Origin of the sequence: Phaeobacter sp. BS52 (genome assembly GCF_045040595.1) — a bacterium.
Taxonomy (GTDB): Bacteria; Pseudomonadota; Alphaproteobacteria; order Rhodobacterales; family Rhodobacteraceae; genus Phaeobacter; species Phaeobacter piscinae.
The window spans coordinates 955,780-970,573 of the sequence record NZ_CP090662.1 but is presented as its reverse complement, the minus strand read 5'-3'; the positions used below and the strand labels follow the sequence as shown (position 1 = coordinate 970,573).

General features: G+C 60.0%; 12 protein-coding genes and 3 pseudogenes. 8 read left to right on the top strand and 7 right to left on the bottom strand.

Annotation, left to right across the window (positions count from 1 at the left end; translation table 11 throughout):
- Positions 1-204: 204 nt before the first annotated feature.
- On the top strand, positions 205-1,116 hold the full coding sequence (locus tag L0Z65_RS04795) for a PilZ domain-containing protein (protein WP_405111251.1): 912 nt from the start codon (positions 205-207) through the stop codon (positions 1,114-1,116).
- A 293-nt stretch (positions 1,117-1,409) separates the two neighbouring features.
- Here the strand turns inward: L0Z65_RS04795 and L0Z65_RS04790 are convergent, their stop codons facing one another.
- The 4 genes from L0Z65_RS04790 to fabD form a co-directional block, all read right to left on the bottom strand.
- Positions 1,410-2,153 carry a HisA/HisF-related TIM barrel protein gene (locus L0Z65_RS04790; protein ID WP_096871438.1) on the bottom strand — a complete coding sequence of 248 codons (744 nt, stop codon included), beginning with the start codon at positions 2,151-2,153 and terminating at the stop codon, positions 1,410-1,412.
- A 164-nt stretch (positions 2,154-2,317) separates the two neighbouring features.
- On the bottom strand, positions 2,318-2,551 hold the full coding sequence (locus tag L0Z65_RS04785; RefSeq protein ID WP_005982462.1) for an acyl carrier protein: 234 nt from the start codon (positions 2,549-2,551) through the stop codon (positions 2,318-2,320).
- Positions 2,552-3,244: 693 nt separating this feature from the next.
- Positions 3,245-3,982 (bottom strand): 3-oxoacyl-ACP reductase FabG, encoded by a 738-nt coding sequence (gene fabG / locus L0Z65_RS04780; RefSeq protein WP_040169440.1) that lies wholly within the window; start codon positions 3,980-3,982, stop codon positions 3,245-3,247.
- An 86-nt stretch (positions 3,983-4,068) separates the two neighbouring features.
- Positions 4,069-5,001: an ACP S-malonyltransferase gene (gene fabD, locus L0Z65_RS04775; RefSeq protein WP_405111246.1), complete on the bottom strand. Its 933-nt coding sequence runs from the start codon at positions 4,999-5,001 to the stop codon at positions 4,069-4,071.
- Between the two features lie 185 nt (positions 5,002-5,186).
- Here fabD and L0Z65_RS04770 point away from each other — a divergent pair.
- Positions 5,187-6,477 (top strand): annotated as a pseudogene (locus L0Z65_RS04770) (cytochrome b/b6 domain-containing protein).
- 280 nt (positions 6,478-6,757) lie between these two features.
- Here L0Z65_RS04770 and L0Z65_RS04765 read toward each other — a convergent pair.
- From L0Z65_RS04765 to L0Z65_RS04755, 3 genes are all read right to left on the bottom strand, one after another.
- Positions 6,758-7,591, bottom strand: a complete 834-nt coding sequence (locus tag L0Z65_RS04765; protein ID WP_405111243.1) for a hypothetical protein — start codon at positions 7,589-7,591, stop codon at positions 6,758-6,760.
- A 363-nt stretch (positions 7,592-7,954) separates the two neighbouring features.
- A complete protein-coding gene (locus L0Z65_RS04760) occupies positions 7,955-8,530 on the bottom strand; it encodes a YceI family protein (RefSeq protein ID WP_102896859.1) in 576 nt (191 codons plus the stop codon).
- Between the two features lie 236 nt (positions 8,531-8,766).
- Complete coding sequence (locus L0Z65_RS04755; RefSeq protein ID WP_096871443.1) at positions 8,767-9,363, bottom strand: hypothetical protein; 597 nt, start codon at positions 9,361-9,363, stop codon at positions 8,767-8,769.
- Positions 9,364-9,949: 586 nt separating this feature from the next.
- Here L0Z65_RS04755 and rpsF point away from each other — a divergent pair.
- The 6 genes and pseudogenes from rpsF (at position 9,950) to L0Z65_RS04725 (ending at position 14,504) form a co-directional block, all read left to right on the top strand.
- Positions 9,950-10,304: pseudogene (gene rpsF / locus L0Z65_RS04750) on the top strand (30S ribosomal protein S6).
- A 28-nt stretch (positions 10,305-10,332) separates the two neighbouring features.
- Complete coding sequence (gene rpsR, locus L0Z65_RS04745) at positions 10,333-10,560, top strand: 30S ribosomal protein S18 (protein WP_005982441.1); 228 nt, start codon at positions 10,333-10,335, stop codon at positions 10,558-10,560.
- A gap of 12 nt (positions 10,561-10,572) precedes the next feature.
- Positions 10,573-11,187 carry a 50S ribosomal protein L9 gene (gene rplI / locus L0Z65_RS04740; RefSeq protein WP_040169455.1) on the top strand — a complete coding sequence of 205 codons (615 nt, stop codon included), beginning with the start codon at positions 10,573-10,575 and terminating at the stop codon, positions 11,185-11,187.
- 232 nt (positions 11,188-11,419) lie between these two features.
- The gene (locus L0Z65_RS04735) at positions 11,420-11,602 is read left to right on the top strand and encodes a hypothetical protein (protein ID WP_040169456.1); all 183 of its coding nucleotides are present in this window, start codon (positions 11,420-11,422) and stop codon (positions 11,600-11,602) included.
- Positions 11,603-11,923: 321 nt separating this feature from the next.
- Complete coding sequence (locus L0Z65_RS04730; RefSeq protein ID WP_405111233.1) at positions 11,924-12,394, top strand: transglycosylase SLT domain-containing protein; 471 nt, start codon at positions 11,924-11,926, stop codon at positions 12,392-12,394.
- A 150-nt stretch (positions 12,395-12,544) separates the two neighbouring features.
- Positions 12,545-14,504 (top strand): annotated as a pseudogene (locus L0Z65_RS04725) (bifunctional 2',3'-cyclic-nucleotide 2'-phosphodiesterase/3'-nucleotidase).
- Positions 14,505-14,794 lie beyond the last annotated feature (290 nt).

The following is a 14,794-nucleotide window of genomic DNA, read 5'->3' as shown; positions in this document are numbered from 1 at the left end:
CTCACCGGGGGATCCCGGCTCAACGGCACCTGCGAAGCGACATGTGGCGCCTGCCTAGACAGGGCGCAAAATCAGGATCTACGGCTCTGGGGCAAGGCGTAAATGGTGCAAATACAGTTGTTATTGGGACGCCCCGCGTCATTGGACCCAGATTTGCGAAGGGGCTGGCGACCGGCACACCGCCGCCCTTCGCGCATGTGGGGCATGGGGCTGTTCGCCCTTTTGATTATCACCGGTTTGTTTCTGGGCGCCGAACCGCTGGCGGCACGGGAATGCAGGGTGTTCAACAAATTGATGACCCTGACCCTCGCCAGTGAGGAGATGCTGGACTACCTGCGCACCGGCAGCAATTCGCGCGCCGTGCAGGAGTTGGAACGGTTTTTGTCCAATACCAACAAGACGGAGCTGCAGCGTGGCATGCAGCACGAAAACCTGCATGAGCTGTCCAAGGCCACCCAGCACCTGATCGCTCAGCAGCGCAGCCTGCTGCGGGTTCTGTCGATCAAGGATCGGCGCACGGCGGAGCGGACGTCGGTCAAGCTGTTCGCCCGCGAAACCCTGGCGGCCTATCGCCGGGAGCTGGCACGTATGCCCTGCCAGAACGCCCATAAGAAAGGAACCACGGATGGCAATTTAGGCGCCCTGCCCGCGCTTGGGCAGATTTCCAGCACCACCGCGGCGGCGGGCTCGCTGGGACTGGTGGCGCTCGGAGCGCTTTGCTTTATCCTGTTTGAGCGGCGCATGACCACGCTGAAGCGGCGGCGCAAGCGCCATACCTGCAATCTGGACTGCCATCTGCTGTATGCAGAAGAGGAAGCCGAGGCCACACTTCTGGACATCAGCCAGGAGGGTGCAAAGATCAAATCTGATTTAATCTGTGCTGTCGGGGGTATGATCCTGCTGAATCTGCCCAAGGATGCGCCTCAGGTTGACCTGTCTGGCCAGATTCAATGGTGCAACGCCAATTATTTTGGCATTCAGTTCAAGGACCGATTACCCCGAGATGTTGTGAAAACACTGGCTGGATTCCGCCGGGCAACGTCACCTGCCAAGCGGGGGATCGCGCGCGGCGACACGTCACCCGATTTGGAGCCAAGCAGCGCCATTTCCGGCTAGTTCTCCGCCCCTAACCTGGAATCCTGCCCTAGCGCCCTCTCCCTGACACTCTGCCCTGACGCCCTGCCCCGGACCATCACACCGCGCCTGACGCGCTGGTTGTTCCGGCCCCGAAGTAACGCCAAAATATGACGAAAGGCTGCGCAGTAGCCTGCGCAGCCTTCTTTTTGGGGTCGGTCGTGTGGTCCGACCGATACTGTCGCTATCTCCGGTCGGTACTTGCTCGATGCTTGCTCCGTCCCGACCCGGTCCTATCTGGGTCTCGGCCGGAACCTTGCTCAGCTCGGATCAGATCAGCGGAACTCAGCCACGGGTTCACGGCTGGGAGCGGCCTCTTCCAATGCCTCTGTCAGGGTCAGTGTTTTGCGGAACAGCGCCCGCCCGACCAGAGTACCGGAGACCGAGCCAATGTATTTCAGCCGCGCCACATCGTCCGCAGTGCGCACCACGCCGCTGGCGATCACCGGCGTGCGGGCCTTCTCTGCCAGCCCGGCGATCAACCCCAGTTGCGCCTCAACATCGCTCATATCACTTTCGATGTCGGTGATGATGATCCCCGCAAAGGGACAATCGGCAAAGGCTTCGATAAAGGCTTCGGGCGTGAACGACCCGGCCTGACGCCAGCCATCGGTCATCACCTGACCTTCCCAGACATCCACCGCCAGTACGATCTGATCGGGATAGAGACGGGTCAACATGCGCACCATCTCCGGATCCTGCGCGGCCAGAGTACCAACCACAACCCGGCCTGCGCCCTTGTCGATCCAATGTTCAACATGTTCGCGGCTGCGCATGCCGCCGCCCAACTGCACGGGAATGCCCGCCGTGCGGATGATTTCCTCCACCAGCTCAGCATTCCGGTTGTCGCCTTCAATGGCATCAAAATCCGTCAGATGCATCCATTCGGCACCATCGGCCGCAAAGCTGCAAGCGGTGGCCACCGGGTCCACATGCCAGATCATGGCGGTATCAAGCCGCCCCTTGTCCAGCGTCACGCAGCGCCCGTCCTTCAGCTCCATCGTGGGGTAGATCATCATCGCTATGCCCTCCTGTCGTCGGCAGTTTCGCCAAGGCTAGCACGGAGATCGATCACCCCTAAGGAGAAAACCCGACCTCGCATGGGTCGGAAACGGCCACAAACGCAAAACGGCGCCTTCCTGCCCGGAAAGCGCCGTCTGTGATCGTCACCGATTGGGTGGGATCAGGAAGCTTCGCTGATGAACTTCACCGCATCGCCAAAAGTCTGGATGGTCTCGGCTGCGTCATCGGGGATCTCGATGCCGAATTCTTCTTCGAAGGCCATGACCAGCTCAACGGTGTCCAGGCTGTCGGCGCCCAGATCATCGATGAACGACGCGTTCTCGGTCACTTTGTCTTCTTCAACACCCAGGTGTTCCACAACGATCTTTTTTACGCGGTCTGCGACGTCGCTCATGTCAATTCCTCATCTTTTCAGGCATTCGCCCGGTTTGTCAGGCCTTCGCCCGGTTCTGCCCTTGCCCGCTCGGGGCGGCGTGGTTGTGCCCGATGCGGGCGATCGTGTCCCGCATAGCGGAACGTGCCCCTGCCGGTCCGGCATGGACCTGCAGATGGCGAATATGCGCCGCCTATAACACAGACCGACGCAGAGGCAAACGATTTCGCAGCATCCCTGCGACCGTCGACCCGAAGCCTGCTACCTGAGGCTCAGGCAACAGGGTGAGCATTTGGCCACAGGCGGCGGCACATGCAAGACTTGTATGCGATATTTTTCATCCCACACCGACCAAAGACTCGATTTTTACATTATTTTTCAGCGGGTTTCAGCCGTATTTACCAGCTACCAAAGCGGCGTTTTGCCCGCATTCGCGCCACACCCGAACGCAAACCCACCGCAAAATACGCCGATCCCTCCCGCAAATCACCGCTGAGACCGCCCGCGATCAACACCCCCCTGAGGCATCCGCATCACAGATAGGTCGGGCTGCGGCGGGCACGGCACGCAAAAGCCCCGCCGCCGGAGGACCCGGTGACGGGGCAAATGACAGGACCAGCGATAGAGCCGGTGTCTCAGCCAGTGAGCCAGCCAGTAACGCGGGCCAGTGACTCGGGCCTCTGGTGCCTCATCCAAAGAGCTATCAGCCCCGGATCAGAGCATCGCCATACCGCCGTTTACATGCAGCGTGGTGCCAGTGACATAGCCTGCCTCAGCGCTGGCCAGATACAACACGGCTGAGGCGATTTCCTCAGGATTGCCCATGCGTCCGCTGGGGATCTGGGTCAGGATCGCGTCTTTCTGGGCGTCGTTCAGCTTGTCGGTCATGGCGGTCGCGATAAAGCCGGGAGCCACCGCATTCACAGTGATGCCACGGTTGGCGACCTCATAGGCCAGCGATTTCGACATGCCAACCATGCCGGCCTTTGCGGCCGCATAGTTGCCCTGACCTGGATTGCCGGTGGCCCCTACGATGGAGGAGATATTGATGATCCGGCCCCAGCGTGCCTTCATCATGCCGCGCAGCACGCCGCGACACAGGCGCATGGTGGAGGTGAGGTTCACCTCAAGCACGCTCTGCCACTCCTCATCCTTCATCCGCATGAAGAGGTTGTCGCGGGTGATGCCAGCGTTGTTGACCAGAATATCGACCGACCCCATCGCCGCGATGGCCTGTTTCGGCAGTGCCTCAACCGCCTCCGCATCGGAGAGGTTGCAGGGCAGCACATGGGCGCGCTCCCCCAGTTCGGCGGCGAGCTCCTGCAAGGGGGCTTCACGGGTGCCAGAGAGGCCAACCGTGGCGCCAGCGGCATGCAGCGCGCGGGCGATATCACCACCGATGCCGCCGGACGCGCCGGTGATGAGGGCAGATTTGCCAGTCAGATCAAACATATGGTTTCCTTTGTCGCATCCCCGGCCCGCGATCCGCTGTTTTCTTAACGAAGAAAACGGGCCGGAATTTTAATGAAATTCCGCGTTCAGCCCGCGGTGATGGCGGCCACATCTTCAGCGGTGCCAACCTGACGGCTGGTCAGGCTGCGGTCGATCTTGCGGATCATGCCGGAGAGCGCCTTGCCTGCGCCGATTTCCCAGAACTCACTCACCCCTTTGGCGGCCATGGTCTGCACGCTTTCGCGCCAGCGCACCGACCCGGTGACCTGTTCGACCAGCAGTTTGCGGATCTCATCCGGGTCGTTCACCGCATCGGCACGCACATTGGCGATCAGCGGCACGGCGGGGGATTTAATGGCCACATCTGCCAGCGCCTCGGCCATCACATCGGCGGCAGGCTGCATCAGCGCGCAATGAAACGGTGCCGAGACCGGCAGCATCACCGCCCGTTTGGCGCCTTTTTCCTTGGCTATCTCAGCGGCGCGTTCCACGGCAGCCTTAGCGCCGGAGACCACCACCTGGGTCGGGTCATTGTCATTGGCGGCCTGGCAGACCTCGCCCTGTGCAGCCTCCTCCGCGACGGTACGCACGGCCTCAAGGTCCAGCCCCAGAATGGCGGCCATTGCGCCCTCCCCCACTGGCACCGCGCTTTGCATGGCCTGGCCACGGGTGCGCAGGAGCCGCGCCGTATCGGCCACCGAAATCGCGCCAGCTGCGGCCAATGCGGAATATTCGCCAAGACTGTGACCGGCAACAAAGGTGGCCTTGTCGATGCTGACACCCTCAGCCTCCAGCGCCCGCATGGCAGCAAGCGACGTGGCCATCAGCGCGGGCTGAGCGTTCTGCGTGAGGGTCAGGGTTTCGATGTCCCCCTCCCAGATCAGTTGGCTCAGCGCCTCTCCCAATGCGGCATCCACCTCGTCAAAGACCGCTTTGGCTGCCGGATAGGCCTCGGCCAGCGCCTTGCCCATCCCGATGGTCTGCGCGCCCTGCCCTGGAAACACGAATGCAATTGTCATCTGAGACCTCATCTTCTCTGCACATCTGCGTTGCACCGGGTTTAGACGCAGGTGACGCTGCGTACAAGCACAGCCTTGCGCGGATGCACCAAGCCTGTGCATCAGGTGACAGAGATGCGTGTTGTCTCAGACAGCGGAGGGGATAGGGTAACCCTGTCACTCCCGATGAGAAGGTTTTCCCTGACGTGTCCTCCCCTGCCAGCTCTCCCGTCGCCCGCCACAACACCGCCCTTCACTATGGCAGCGTTGCCAAGGGGTTCCACTGGCTGACCGCCCTGTTGATGCTGGCGGTGTTTCCGCTGGGATATTTCGCCAATGATCTGGCGCATCACATCCAGAGCGCCGATTTCGACGGATCGCAGGCCACGCTAACCCGCGCCGCCCTGCTGTTCTCGCTGCATAAAACACTGGGGCTGGCGCTGTTTCTGACTGCGCTTTTGCGCATTCTCTGGGCGTTGAGCCAGCCCAAGCCGGTGGCACTCCACCCCGAACGACGGGCGGAGACGGTTCTGGCGGAGGTGGTGCATTGGCTGCTTTACGGTGCGCTGGTTGCCGCGCCGCTGACGGGCTGGATCCACCATGCGGCGACCACCGGTTTTGCGCCGATCTGGTGGCCCTTTGGCCAGAGCCTGCCGTTTGTGCCGAAATCGGAGGCGGTGGCTGCGGTGTTTGGCGGGCTGCATTGGCTGTTTGTCTGGACCCTTGCCGTGGCATTGGGGCTGCATATTGCCGGTGCGCTGAAGCATGAGGTGATCGACCGTGACGCCACCCTGCGCCGGATGCTGCCGGGGCGCGCCCCTGAGGTTACCGCCCAGACCGAGACCCCCCATGGTGCCCTGCCGTTTCTGGTGGCGCTGGCAATCTGGGGTCTGGTGCTGGCGGGCGGGGGGGCCTTCGGGCTTTATGCGCCGCATAGCCACGCGCCGAGCCGACACCGCTGCTGCCCACGGACATGACCATGACCACGAGGCAGGCACAGATACTATGCCCACTGGCGGCTGGGTGGTTCAGGACGGTACGCTGGCCATCGCCATCGTGCAGATGGGCAGCGAGGTGCGCGGCCAGTTCGACCAATGGCAGGCGAGCATCGCGTTTGAGGAGCCAGACGCCCCTGGCCCGGCAGGCACGGTCACCGTCTCCGTGGCGATCCCCTCGCTGATGCTGGGATCGGTCACCGATCAGGCGATGGGTCCGGACTACTTCGACAGTGCCAGCTATCCCACCGCCGAGTTCCGCGCCGAGATCGAGAAGCTGGCGGAGGGCTATGTCGCTGACGGCACCCTGCGCATCCGCGACCAGGAGGTGCCACTGCGCCTGCCCTTCACCTTGGATCTGAACGGTGACACCGCCGTGATGTCCGGAAGCGCCGAGGTGAACCGGCTGGATTTCAACATCGGGCGCGGCGTAAAGGACGAAGGCTCGCTGGCCTATGCGGTGACAATCGCCGTCGACCTGACCGCCAGCCGCGCGCCCTGAGGGGGCTGTAGCAGGCACACTGCTGGTGGATGAGGGTATCCACAGGGTGTCTTGATCAGCTATGCAGACCTTGCTGCCGTTCGCTGCGGATGCAGCCAAGACAACCCAGCGCGTCCGCTTTGCGCAGCGAGCGACCTATGCGTCTCTTAAGCGCCTATAGGGGCAACGTGTTTTTCCTTAACGGAAATCTGCCAATTGGAACAAAAGGCGACACACAAGTCGGGGAGGGTCAGAGAGTTGCTTTAGTCCGAGATCGGGCCAGTGAAAGACAATACTGATCTTATTTTCGGTCACCGGTAAAGGGCTGAGGCAGAGCGGCTTCCGGATCTCCGATGGAAAACCCGCCGTATTCGTCAAACTCGGAAATATCCTGACCAAAAATCACTCTTCTGTCGGACCCATCGGTGTCATCAACGATCAAAGTCGGAGGCATTGTAACTTCATTGACACCGGCAAGCAGCGTTTGAATATCCCCGCCGACCCCGTTGATATCGTTGTTCTTGCAGACCGCATCAACGAGATGTGTAATGCTCAGTTCGCTCTGGTTTTCTATTCGCCTTTGAACTTCTTCCATAAGTGCCTGCTTAGCGGTCGGGTCGCCGAGGATCACCACGCCGTTAGAGTTGGGGCGATGAAGATGGCACTCCATTCTAGAACCAGAGCTATCAACGACCGGAGACAGCACATGTGCCTGGAACTCATTACCGATCTGGCAGAATCCGAACACGCAAATTTCTGCGATCTTTCTGTTTTTGTCCGTTGTATTCTGATTATAGGCGAGTGTCAGGTCACGTGCGATTTTTGCAACGACTTCGGCAACTGAGCCGAGCTGCAACGTTCCGATCATTCCGCGTGAGAAGAAGTTCCTGCAAACGGCGCTTGCAGTCAGGAGTATATTGGTAGCCAGCAATACGGAATCCGCAGCAAAGGCAAAACCAAATTCGCGTGTTTGGGGATAATACCCGCTGCCATCTTGTAGATACGTATGGGTTTTAACGGTCAGACAAGCCAGCTTTGAACAGTAGTCAACGGTCGTCTTTTCTGAGGTCGAAATTCGGGTGTCGGCCACGGCACACAGGCCGTCTGCTGTTTGAGCAATAAGTACGAGTGTCATTATTTTACCTAAGTTGGTATTCCCCAAGTACCGTTAGCTTACGGGGAGATTGTGCATTCTGGTTCTCCTTGTAAATCCCCCCGTTGTTGCCGAGCCCAGGAGTCTTTTCTGCGCAAACAAAAAGCCGCACGGGCTAAAGTCCGAAATGTCCGGCTGAGCTGCTTTGCTGTGGCCGAGCGGTAGCGTCCACTTGGCGCTGGGTCGCGACTTGCTGCACATGTGAGAAGGTACCAGAGGCGGACGACTGCAAAGGGCTCACAGCGGACCATCATGCTCTAACGACAGAAAACCGCCACCCCGTCGGGGCAGCGGTTTCAAGTTGTTGGACGGCGGATCTTGTGATCCCGCCGTTGGACATCCGGCTTATTCGGCCTTCATCGCCTCAACCGAGATTTTCACGTCAACCTCATCACTGACGAAGGGGGCGAATTTGCCCAGCTCGTAGTCGGAGCGCAGCAGCGTGGTGGTGGCGTCGAAACCGGCCCAGGGCTTGCCCGCCATCGGGTGATCACCAACCTGGTTCAGCTTGGCGTCCAGAACCACGGATTTGGTGACGCCGTTCAGGGTGAGATCGCCGGTGATTTCAGCGGTATTTTCGCCAGTCACCTTGATGCCGGTGGAGGTGAAGGTGATCATCTCCTTGTCATCAGCGCCAAAGAAATCCTTCGACATGAAGTGATCAAACCGCCCTTCCCAGCCGGTCAGCATCGATTGTGCCGGCATCGAGACCGAAACGCTGGAGGCTTCGGGGTTTTCCTGATCAAAGGCAATCTCACCCTCGAACCCGGAGAACATGCCGTAGGTCGTCGAGAACCCAAGGTGATTGTAGCTGAACACCACCTGGCTGTGGCTCGCATCCAGATTATAGGCTTCGGGTGCGGCAAAAGCAGTGGTGGCGGCAGCGCCCATCAGGGCGGCAGCGAGAAGAGTGGTTTTCATGATCTTGGCTCCATTGGACCGTGTAACATCGCTTCCCAGTTGAGGATTTTCTCGCCCGAAAGGGAAGCCCGCAAAACCCAACACTATCTGTGTTCAGATGAACAACCAAAGCTGCATCTGTGCAGAGCGGCAGGTTCTCGCGCAGTTGTGATGGATTGCGGCCGGGATTGGACCGGGAGCTGATCGGAGCAGATCGGCGGGGGACACCGCCTGTCGGGTCGGTTCTGCTGCGGCCGTCAGCTGAGAATGGGCAAGGCGCCATTGAGCTGATCGCGCAGCCGCAAACGGGTGTCGGTGCTGTCAATCGGCAGCTCCATCAGCACGGACCCATCGCTGTCGAGCACCGAAATGGCATTTGCCGAAAGGCGCACACCGCCAAGGCTGGCGTAGCTGCGGCGCAGGACAACGCGGGGGGCACCACTGCGGGATTTGCGCAGGATCCGCAGTTCGCGCCGGACCGGATCGAAACACGCCTCCGGCTGGCTGTCGGGATGATGTGTGGTCAGCAGGATCAGCCCGACAAAGAGGAAGGCGATGGAAATGCCGATCCGGATCAGCGACATCTGCGGGTCGATCCCGGCGTCGGGCAGCAGCCACAGACCGGTCGAGCCAAGCACCATCCCCCCGCCAAGAATACGTAGCAAAATGGAGCGGACCGGCCAATTGGCCTGCACCTGCAGGTTCAAAGGTGTGGCGCGGGCCAGATCCGCCAATCGGCGCGCGGCACGAGATTGCCTGACGTAGGATTGAGCCGACGCGCCCTGCATGGCGTGACCAAATCGAGCCTGATGCGCAGGCTGAAACCCGATGTCGGATGGTTCGATGATGCTCATCTCTGGTCCCTTCTCACTCTTAACGCGGTCGGTCTGTCCTGCCTTTTCTGCGGCGCTTTCTGCGCCTTTGGTCTGGGTCTGGCTGGCCGGTTAACGCTTTGTTAACCAAGATTGACGCCAGCATTGAGGCTGAAATGGGGCGGAGTTGCGGTAAATGCGGGTCGCGCCCATACGGTTGCCCCGGAGGTTGGTTCTGGGCCTGCCTGCCCTGCCTGTCCTGCCTGTCCTGCCTGTCCTGGCTTCCTGGCTGCCCCGATCATGTGGGCGGTTCAGGCGGGGCTGGTGGAAACGGCAACCGTTGTCGCTGCTCTGGATCCACCCATAATCTTCTGGCCATCTTCAGCCTTGCATGATTTTGCTAAAACTTGGTTCACATCCGCTGAACCGGCCCCTCTCCCCGTGATTGACCCCGAAAATCCGCACAGACTAGGGCTGCCGGGAAACGGCACTTGCCCTTTTGGCGGCAGCCTGTATATGGGGGCTTCCTTCCGCGACATTTTCGATCCGCGCAGACTCTCGTGACAGGGCAGCGGAAGGATCAACCGCCCCGTCTATGAAATGCGCCTAGACACAAACTGGAGTTCACATGCCACTCTACGAGCATGTCATGATTGCGCGTCAGGACTCTGTCCAACTCGCAAGCTGAAGGCCTCATCGAACATTTCGGTGCTGTTCTGTCCGACAACGGCGGTAGCCTGGTCGACAGCGAGTACTGGGGCGTCAAGACGATGGCCTATAAGATCAACAAAAATCGTAAGGGCCACTACTCCTTCCTGAAGACCGATGCATCCGCAGCGGCGATCCAGGAAATGGAGCGTCTGATGCGCCTGCATGATGACGTTATGCGCGTTCTGACCATCAAGGTTGACGCACATGAAGACGGCCCCTCGGTTCAGATGCAGAAGCGCGATGAGCGCGACTCGCGTCGTGAGCGCCGCTGATCAACGCTTGAGAAAAGGACGCTAAACCATGGCAGCCAAACCGTTTTTCCGTCGTCGTAAAGTATGCCCGTTCTCGGGCGACAATGCGCCGAAAATCGACTACAAAGACACCCGTCTTCTGCAGCGCTATATTTCCGAACGTGGTAAGATTGTGCCCTCGCGCATCACCGCCGTTTCGGCAAAGAAGCAGCGTGAACTGGCCCGTGCTATCAAGCGCGCCCGCTTCCTCGCCCTGCTGCCCTACGCCGTGAAGTAAGGAGATAAGCACATGCAAGTTATCCTTCTGGAACGTGTGGCCAAACTGGGTCAAATGGGCGAAGTCGTGGACGTTAAGCCCGGCTACGCACGCAACTTCCTGCTGCCGCAAGGCAAGGCGCTGACCGCGTCGCAGAACAACATCGCTCGTTTTGAGGACCAGAAAGCGCAGCTGGAAGCGCGCAACCTGGAAACCAAGAAAGAAGCGGAAGCTCTGGCAGAAAAGCTGGACGGTCAGCAGTTCATCGTGATTCGCTCCGCTTCTGACGCGGGCGCGCTCTACGGTTCCGTCACCCCCCGTGACGCCGCAGACGCAGCCACCGAAGAAGGGTTCTCGGTCGACAAGAAGCAGATCGCTCTGCTTTCGCCGATCAAGGATCTGGGCCTGCACAGCGTTGCTGTGAAGCTGCACCCTGAAGTCGAAGTTCAGATCAAACTGAACGTTGCACGCTCTGCTGAAGAAGCTGAGCTGCAAGCCTCGGGCAAATCGATTCAAGAGCTGGCCGCTGAAGAAGAAGCCGCTGCTGAATTCGAAATCTCCGAGCTGTTCGACGATATCGGCTCTGCCGCTTCGGACGACGACGACGATGCAGCCCCGGCTGCAAGCGACGACGAGACCAACGCCTAATCGGCCTTGGATCTATCCGACATTGAGAAAGGCCGCTCCATCCGGGGCGGCCTTTTTCGTGTGCCCATTCAGATGCTGCGATCTGCAGACAGATCAAAATCGCCTCAAACTCGCCGCATAAAGCTCTGCGTTGGTAACCTCATCTTCGCTGGTTTCGACCAGTCTCAGACCCCGCCGTGGGCTTGTGCCCGCGCATCTGTGTTCGACGATATGCAGTCATCTGGGGGTGACCATGGAAGAGGAACTGATCCGGGAAGAAACCGCATTGCGCCGCCGTCTGCTGTTGCGGCTGCTGCGGGGGTTTAGCTTTGAGAACCCGCGCCACAAGGGCGAGGCCATCAGCAATCTGGTGCCGCCGGAGCTGATCACGGCAGAGCTGACCCGGCACAATCCACATAGGATCATTCAGCCCTGAGTGCGCTGGCGGAGCCGCGAAGGCTCCCCCTCGCGGCCCCTTTGCATGTGCATCCCAAGCGGGCCGCAGGCACGGGAGCCGTGTTGGGACGGGGCGATGCCCGGTTCATGCGCGTCGAAATCCTGCGGCGTCCGGCAGCCCGGCACAATTGAATAGCGGCTAAAATTTTAGCCAGCAGTGCTCGCGGCGCGATGCCGCCTGGCCCCGGTCACCAACTGGGGGGATATCCGCCGATGCCAACATCTGCTGTTTGCCCAAATCCCCTCCCCCGCCTAACCTGCCGCCGACCCGGCCAGACCGGGGATCTAACAGGCAGTTTCCATGATTGATCGCAGAACGGCTCTGGCCTTCCTTCTCAGCCCGCTGGCCCTTGCCGCCTGCGGAGATGCCCCCGCCGCAACCGACCGCGCGGCGGAGCCGCCGCTTTATCCCAATGAAACACCGGAGCTGCGCCGTAAGATCAATTTCTGGGCCGACCATTACGAGGTGCCGCGCCCTCTGGTGCACCGGCTAGCGATCCGCGAGAGCACGCATCGCCCCTGGGCCATCAACCGACCTTATTACGGGCTGTTGCAGATCCTGCCCGCCACCGCGCGGTCCATGGGATTTCGGGGCAGGCCGAAGGATCTTCTGGATGCGGACACCAATCTGAAATACGCGGTCAAGTATCTGCGCGGGGCCTGGCTTCTGTCTGATGGCAGCTATGATCAGGCGGTGAAGCACTATTCACGCGGCTACTATTACGCCGCCAAACGCCGGGGCATGTTGCGCGAAACGGGGCTACGCCTTTAAGGATTCGAACACAACCACCTGATAAAAAACAGCTTTTGTAGTTTTACGCGACAGGCTGCCGCCGAACCTGTTAGCGCAAAACTGTCACATGACGGCGGGCATTTTTCTGCTAGCATGGATGTCTATTATAAAAAGACGTGGGAGCGAAAAATGCCTATCCAACTTGACCGCCGGTCCTTTCTGGCTGGCAGCGCTGGTCTGATTGCGCTGCATCCGTTTTCTGTTCAGGCGGCCTCCAACCAGGTGCATCTGCGCCTGATGGAAACCACCGACCTGCATGTGCATGTGTTTCCCTATGATTACTACGCCGACAAGCCGCGCGATACGGTGGGTCTGGCCCGCACCGCCTCGCTGATCGGCGATATCCGCGCTGAGGCGACCAATTCACTGCTGCTGGACAATGGCGATTTCCTGCAGGGCAATCCGATGGGCGACTATATCGCCTATGAGCGGGGCATGAAGGAAGGCGACACCCATCCGGTCATTCAGGCGATGAATGCGGTGGGCTTTGATGCCTCGACGCTGGGCAACCATGAATTCAACTACGGGCTGGATTTCCTGATGAAATCCCTCGCTGGGGCCGATTTCCCGGTGGTCTGTGCCAATGTCGCCAAATCCACCGGCGCCGGGCCGCGCGACGACACAACCCTGCTGCCGCCTTACGTCATTATGGAGCGCGAGCTGACCGATGGCGCAGGCAATACACATGCGATCAAGATCGGCCTCATTGGCTTTGTCCCGCCGCAGGTGATGAACTGGGACCGCCGCCATCTGGAGGGCAACGTTCAGGCGCGCGACATTCTGGAAACCGCCCGCGCCTATGTGCCGGAGATGAAGGAAAAAGGGGCCGATATCATTATCGCGCTCTCACATTCCGGCATTGGCAGCGCGCAGGAAGCTGATGGAATGGAGAACGCCTCCGTCCCGCTGGCGGCGGTTGAGGGCATTGATGCGATCATGACCGGCCATTCGCATCTGGTCTTCCCCTCCTCCACCTATGCGGATTTTGCCGGGGTCGATGTCGACAAGGGCACCATCCACGGCACCCCTGCAACCATGGGCGGGTTCTGGGGCAGCCATATGGGTCTGATTGATCTGATGCTGGAACGCGATGGTGCTGGCTGGCGCATCGTCGGCCATGCATCAGAAGCGCGGCCCATTTCTCGGCGCGAAGAGGACCGCTCGATCACTGCCCTGGTCGACAGCGCACCGGCAGTGCTGGCGGCAGCACAGAAAGAGCATGATGAGACGCTGCAATATGTGCGCCGCGCCGTGGGCAAGACCGACGCGCCGTTGCACAGCTATTTTGCGCTGGTTGCGGATGACCCGTCGGTGCAAATCGTGTCGATTGCCCAGACCTGGTACATTGAACAGATGCTGAAAGGCACTGAACATGAGGGGCTGCCGATCCTCTCTGCAGCGGCCCCGTTCAAGGCCGGCTGGTCGTGGGGGGGCGGAGTATTACACCGATGTGCCCAAGGGCGATGTGGCGATCAAGAATGTCGCCGACCTCTACCTCTACCCCAATACCGCCCGTGCGGTGCGGGTGACCGGCGCGCAGGTCAAGGACTGGCTGGAACGCTCTGCTGGCATGTTCAACCAGATCACCCCCGGTGAGGCGGATCAGGTGCTGCTCAACCCGGCCTTTCCCAGCTACAACTTTGACGTGATCGACGGGGTGACCTATCAGATCGACCTGTCGCAGCCTTCGAAGTTCGGCCCCAAGGGCGCGTTGGAAAATCCTGACGCCAATCGCATCGTCGATCTTGAGTTCAACGGCGCGCCGATCGACCCCGCGCAGGAGTTCATTATCGCCACCAACAATTACCGCGCAGGCGGCGGTGGCGCCTTCCCCGGCGCGATGGGTGATACGGTTGTCTTTGAGGGGCCAGACACCAACCGCGATGTGATCGTGCGCTATATCGTTGAGAAGGGCACCATCAGCCCGCGGGCGGATGCCAACTGGCGGTTCGCCCCGCTTGCGCAGACCTCCGTGCTGTTTGACACCGGCCCAAAGGCGGCGGCTTATGTCGACAGCGTCGAGAGCATTGCGATTGAACCTGCAGGTGAAGGCCCGGATGGTTTTGCACGCTACAGGATTTCGCTGTGAACAAACTGTTTCCATTTTGAGTGGAATAAACCGATTCCTGCCGTCCGGCGATACGTCACCGGGCGGCAGATCTAGGCGCACACGCCCCGCTTGCACACTATTTGTTGCGGCGCGCCCTAAAGGTTAATTTTTACAAATTTCGAGCAAAATTACGCTCTCCTTACTCTTTTTTAGGCATTTGTTTGCCAAATTTCTGCCCCTTTCTTGCGACAGAGTTTTCCAACATGCCATGTGTCGGACAACGCTGAACGCCAGCAGTCCGCATCAAGACGGTTGATACGCAAGAGGAG

Coding starts and splice junctions, on each gene's coding strand:
- L0Z65_RS04785 (WP_005982462.1), bottom strand. CDS start 2,551: ATGAGCGACGTCGCAGACCGCGTAAAAAAGATCGTTGTGGAACACCTG.
- L0Z65_RS04735 (WP_040169456.1), top strand. CDS start 11,420: ATGGAAGAGGAACTGATCCGGGAAGAAACCGCATTGCGCCGCCGTCTG.
- rpsR (WP_005982441.1), top strand. CDS start 10,333: ATGGCAGCCAAACCGTTTTTCCGTCGTCGTAAAGTATGCCCGTTCTCG.
- fabD (WP_405111246.1), bottom strand. CDS start 5,001: ATGACAATTGCATTCGTGTTTCCAGGGCAGGGCGCGCAGACCATCGGG.
- rplI (WP_040169455.1), top strand. CDS start 10,573: ATGCAAGTTATCCTTCTGGAACGTGTGGCCAAACTGGGTCAAATGGGC.
- L0Z65_RS04730 (WP_405111233.1), top strand. CDS start 11,924: ATGATTGATCGCAGAACGGCTCTGGCCTTCCTTCTCAGCCCGCTGGCC.
- L0Z65_RS04760 (WP_102896859.1), bottom strand. CDS start 8,530: ATGAAAACCACTCTTCTCGCTGCCGCCCTGATGGGCGCTGCCGCCACC.
- fabG (WP_040169440.1), bottom strand. CDS start 3,982: ATGTTTGATCTGACTGGCAAATCTGCCCTCATCACCGGCGCGTCCGGC.
- L0Z65_RS04795 (WP_405111251.1), top strand. CDS start 205: ATGGGGCTGTTCGCCCTTTTGATTATCACCGGTTTGTTTCTGGGCGCC.
- L0Z65_RS04790 (WP_096871438.1), bottom strand. CDS start 2,153: ATGATGATCTACCCCACGATGGAGCTGAAGGACGGGCGCTGCGTGACG.
- L0Z65_RS04765 (WP_405111243.1), bottom strand. CDS start 7,591: ATGACACTCGTACTTATTGCTCAAACAGCAGACGGCCTGTGTGCCGTG.
- L0Z65_RS04755 (WP_096871443.1), bottom strand. CDS start 9,363: ATGAGCATCATCGAACCATCCGACATCGGGTTTCAGCCTGCGCATCAG.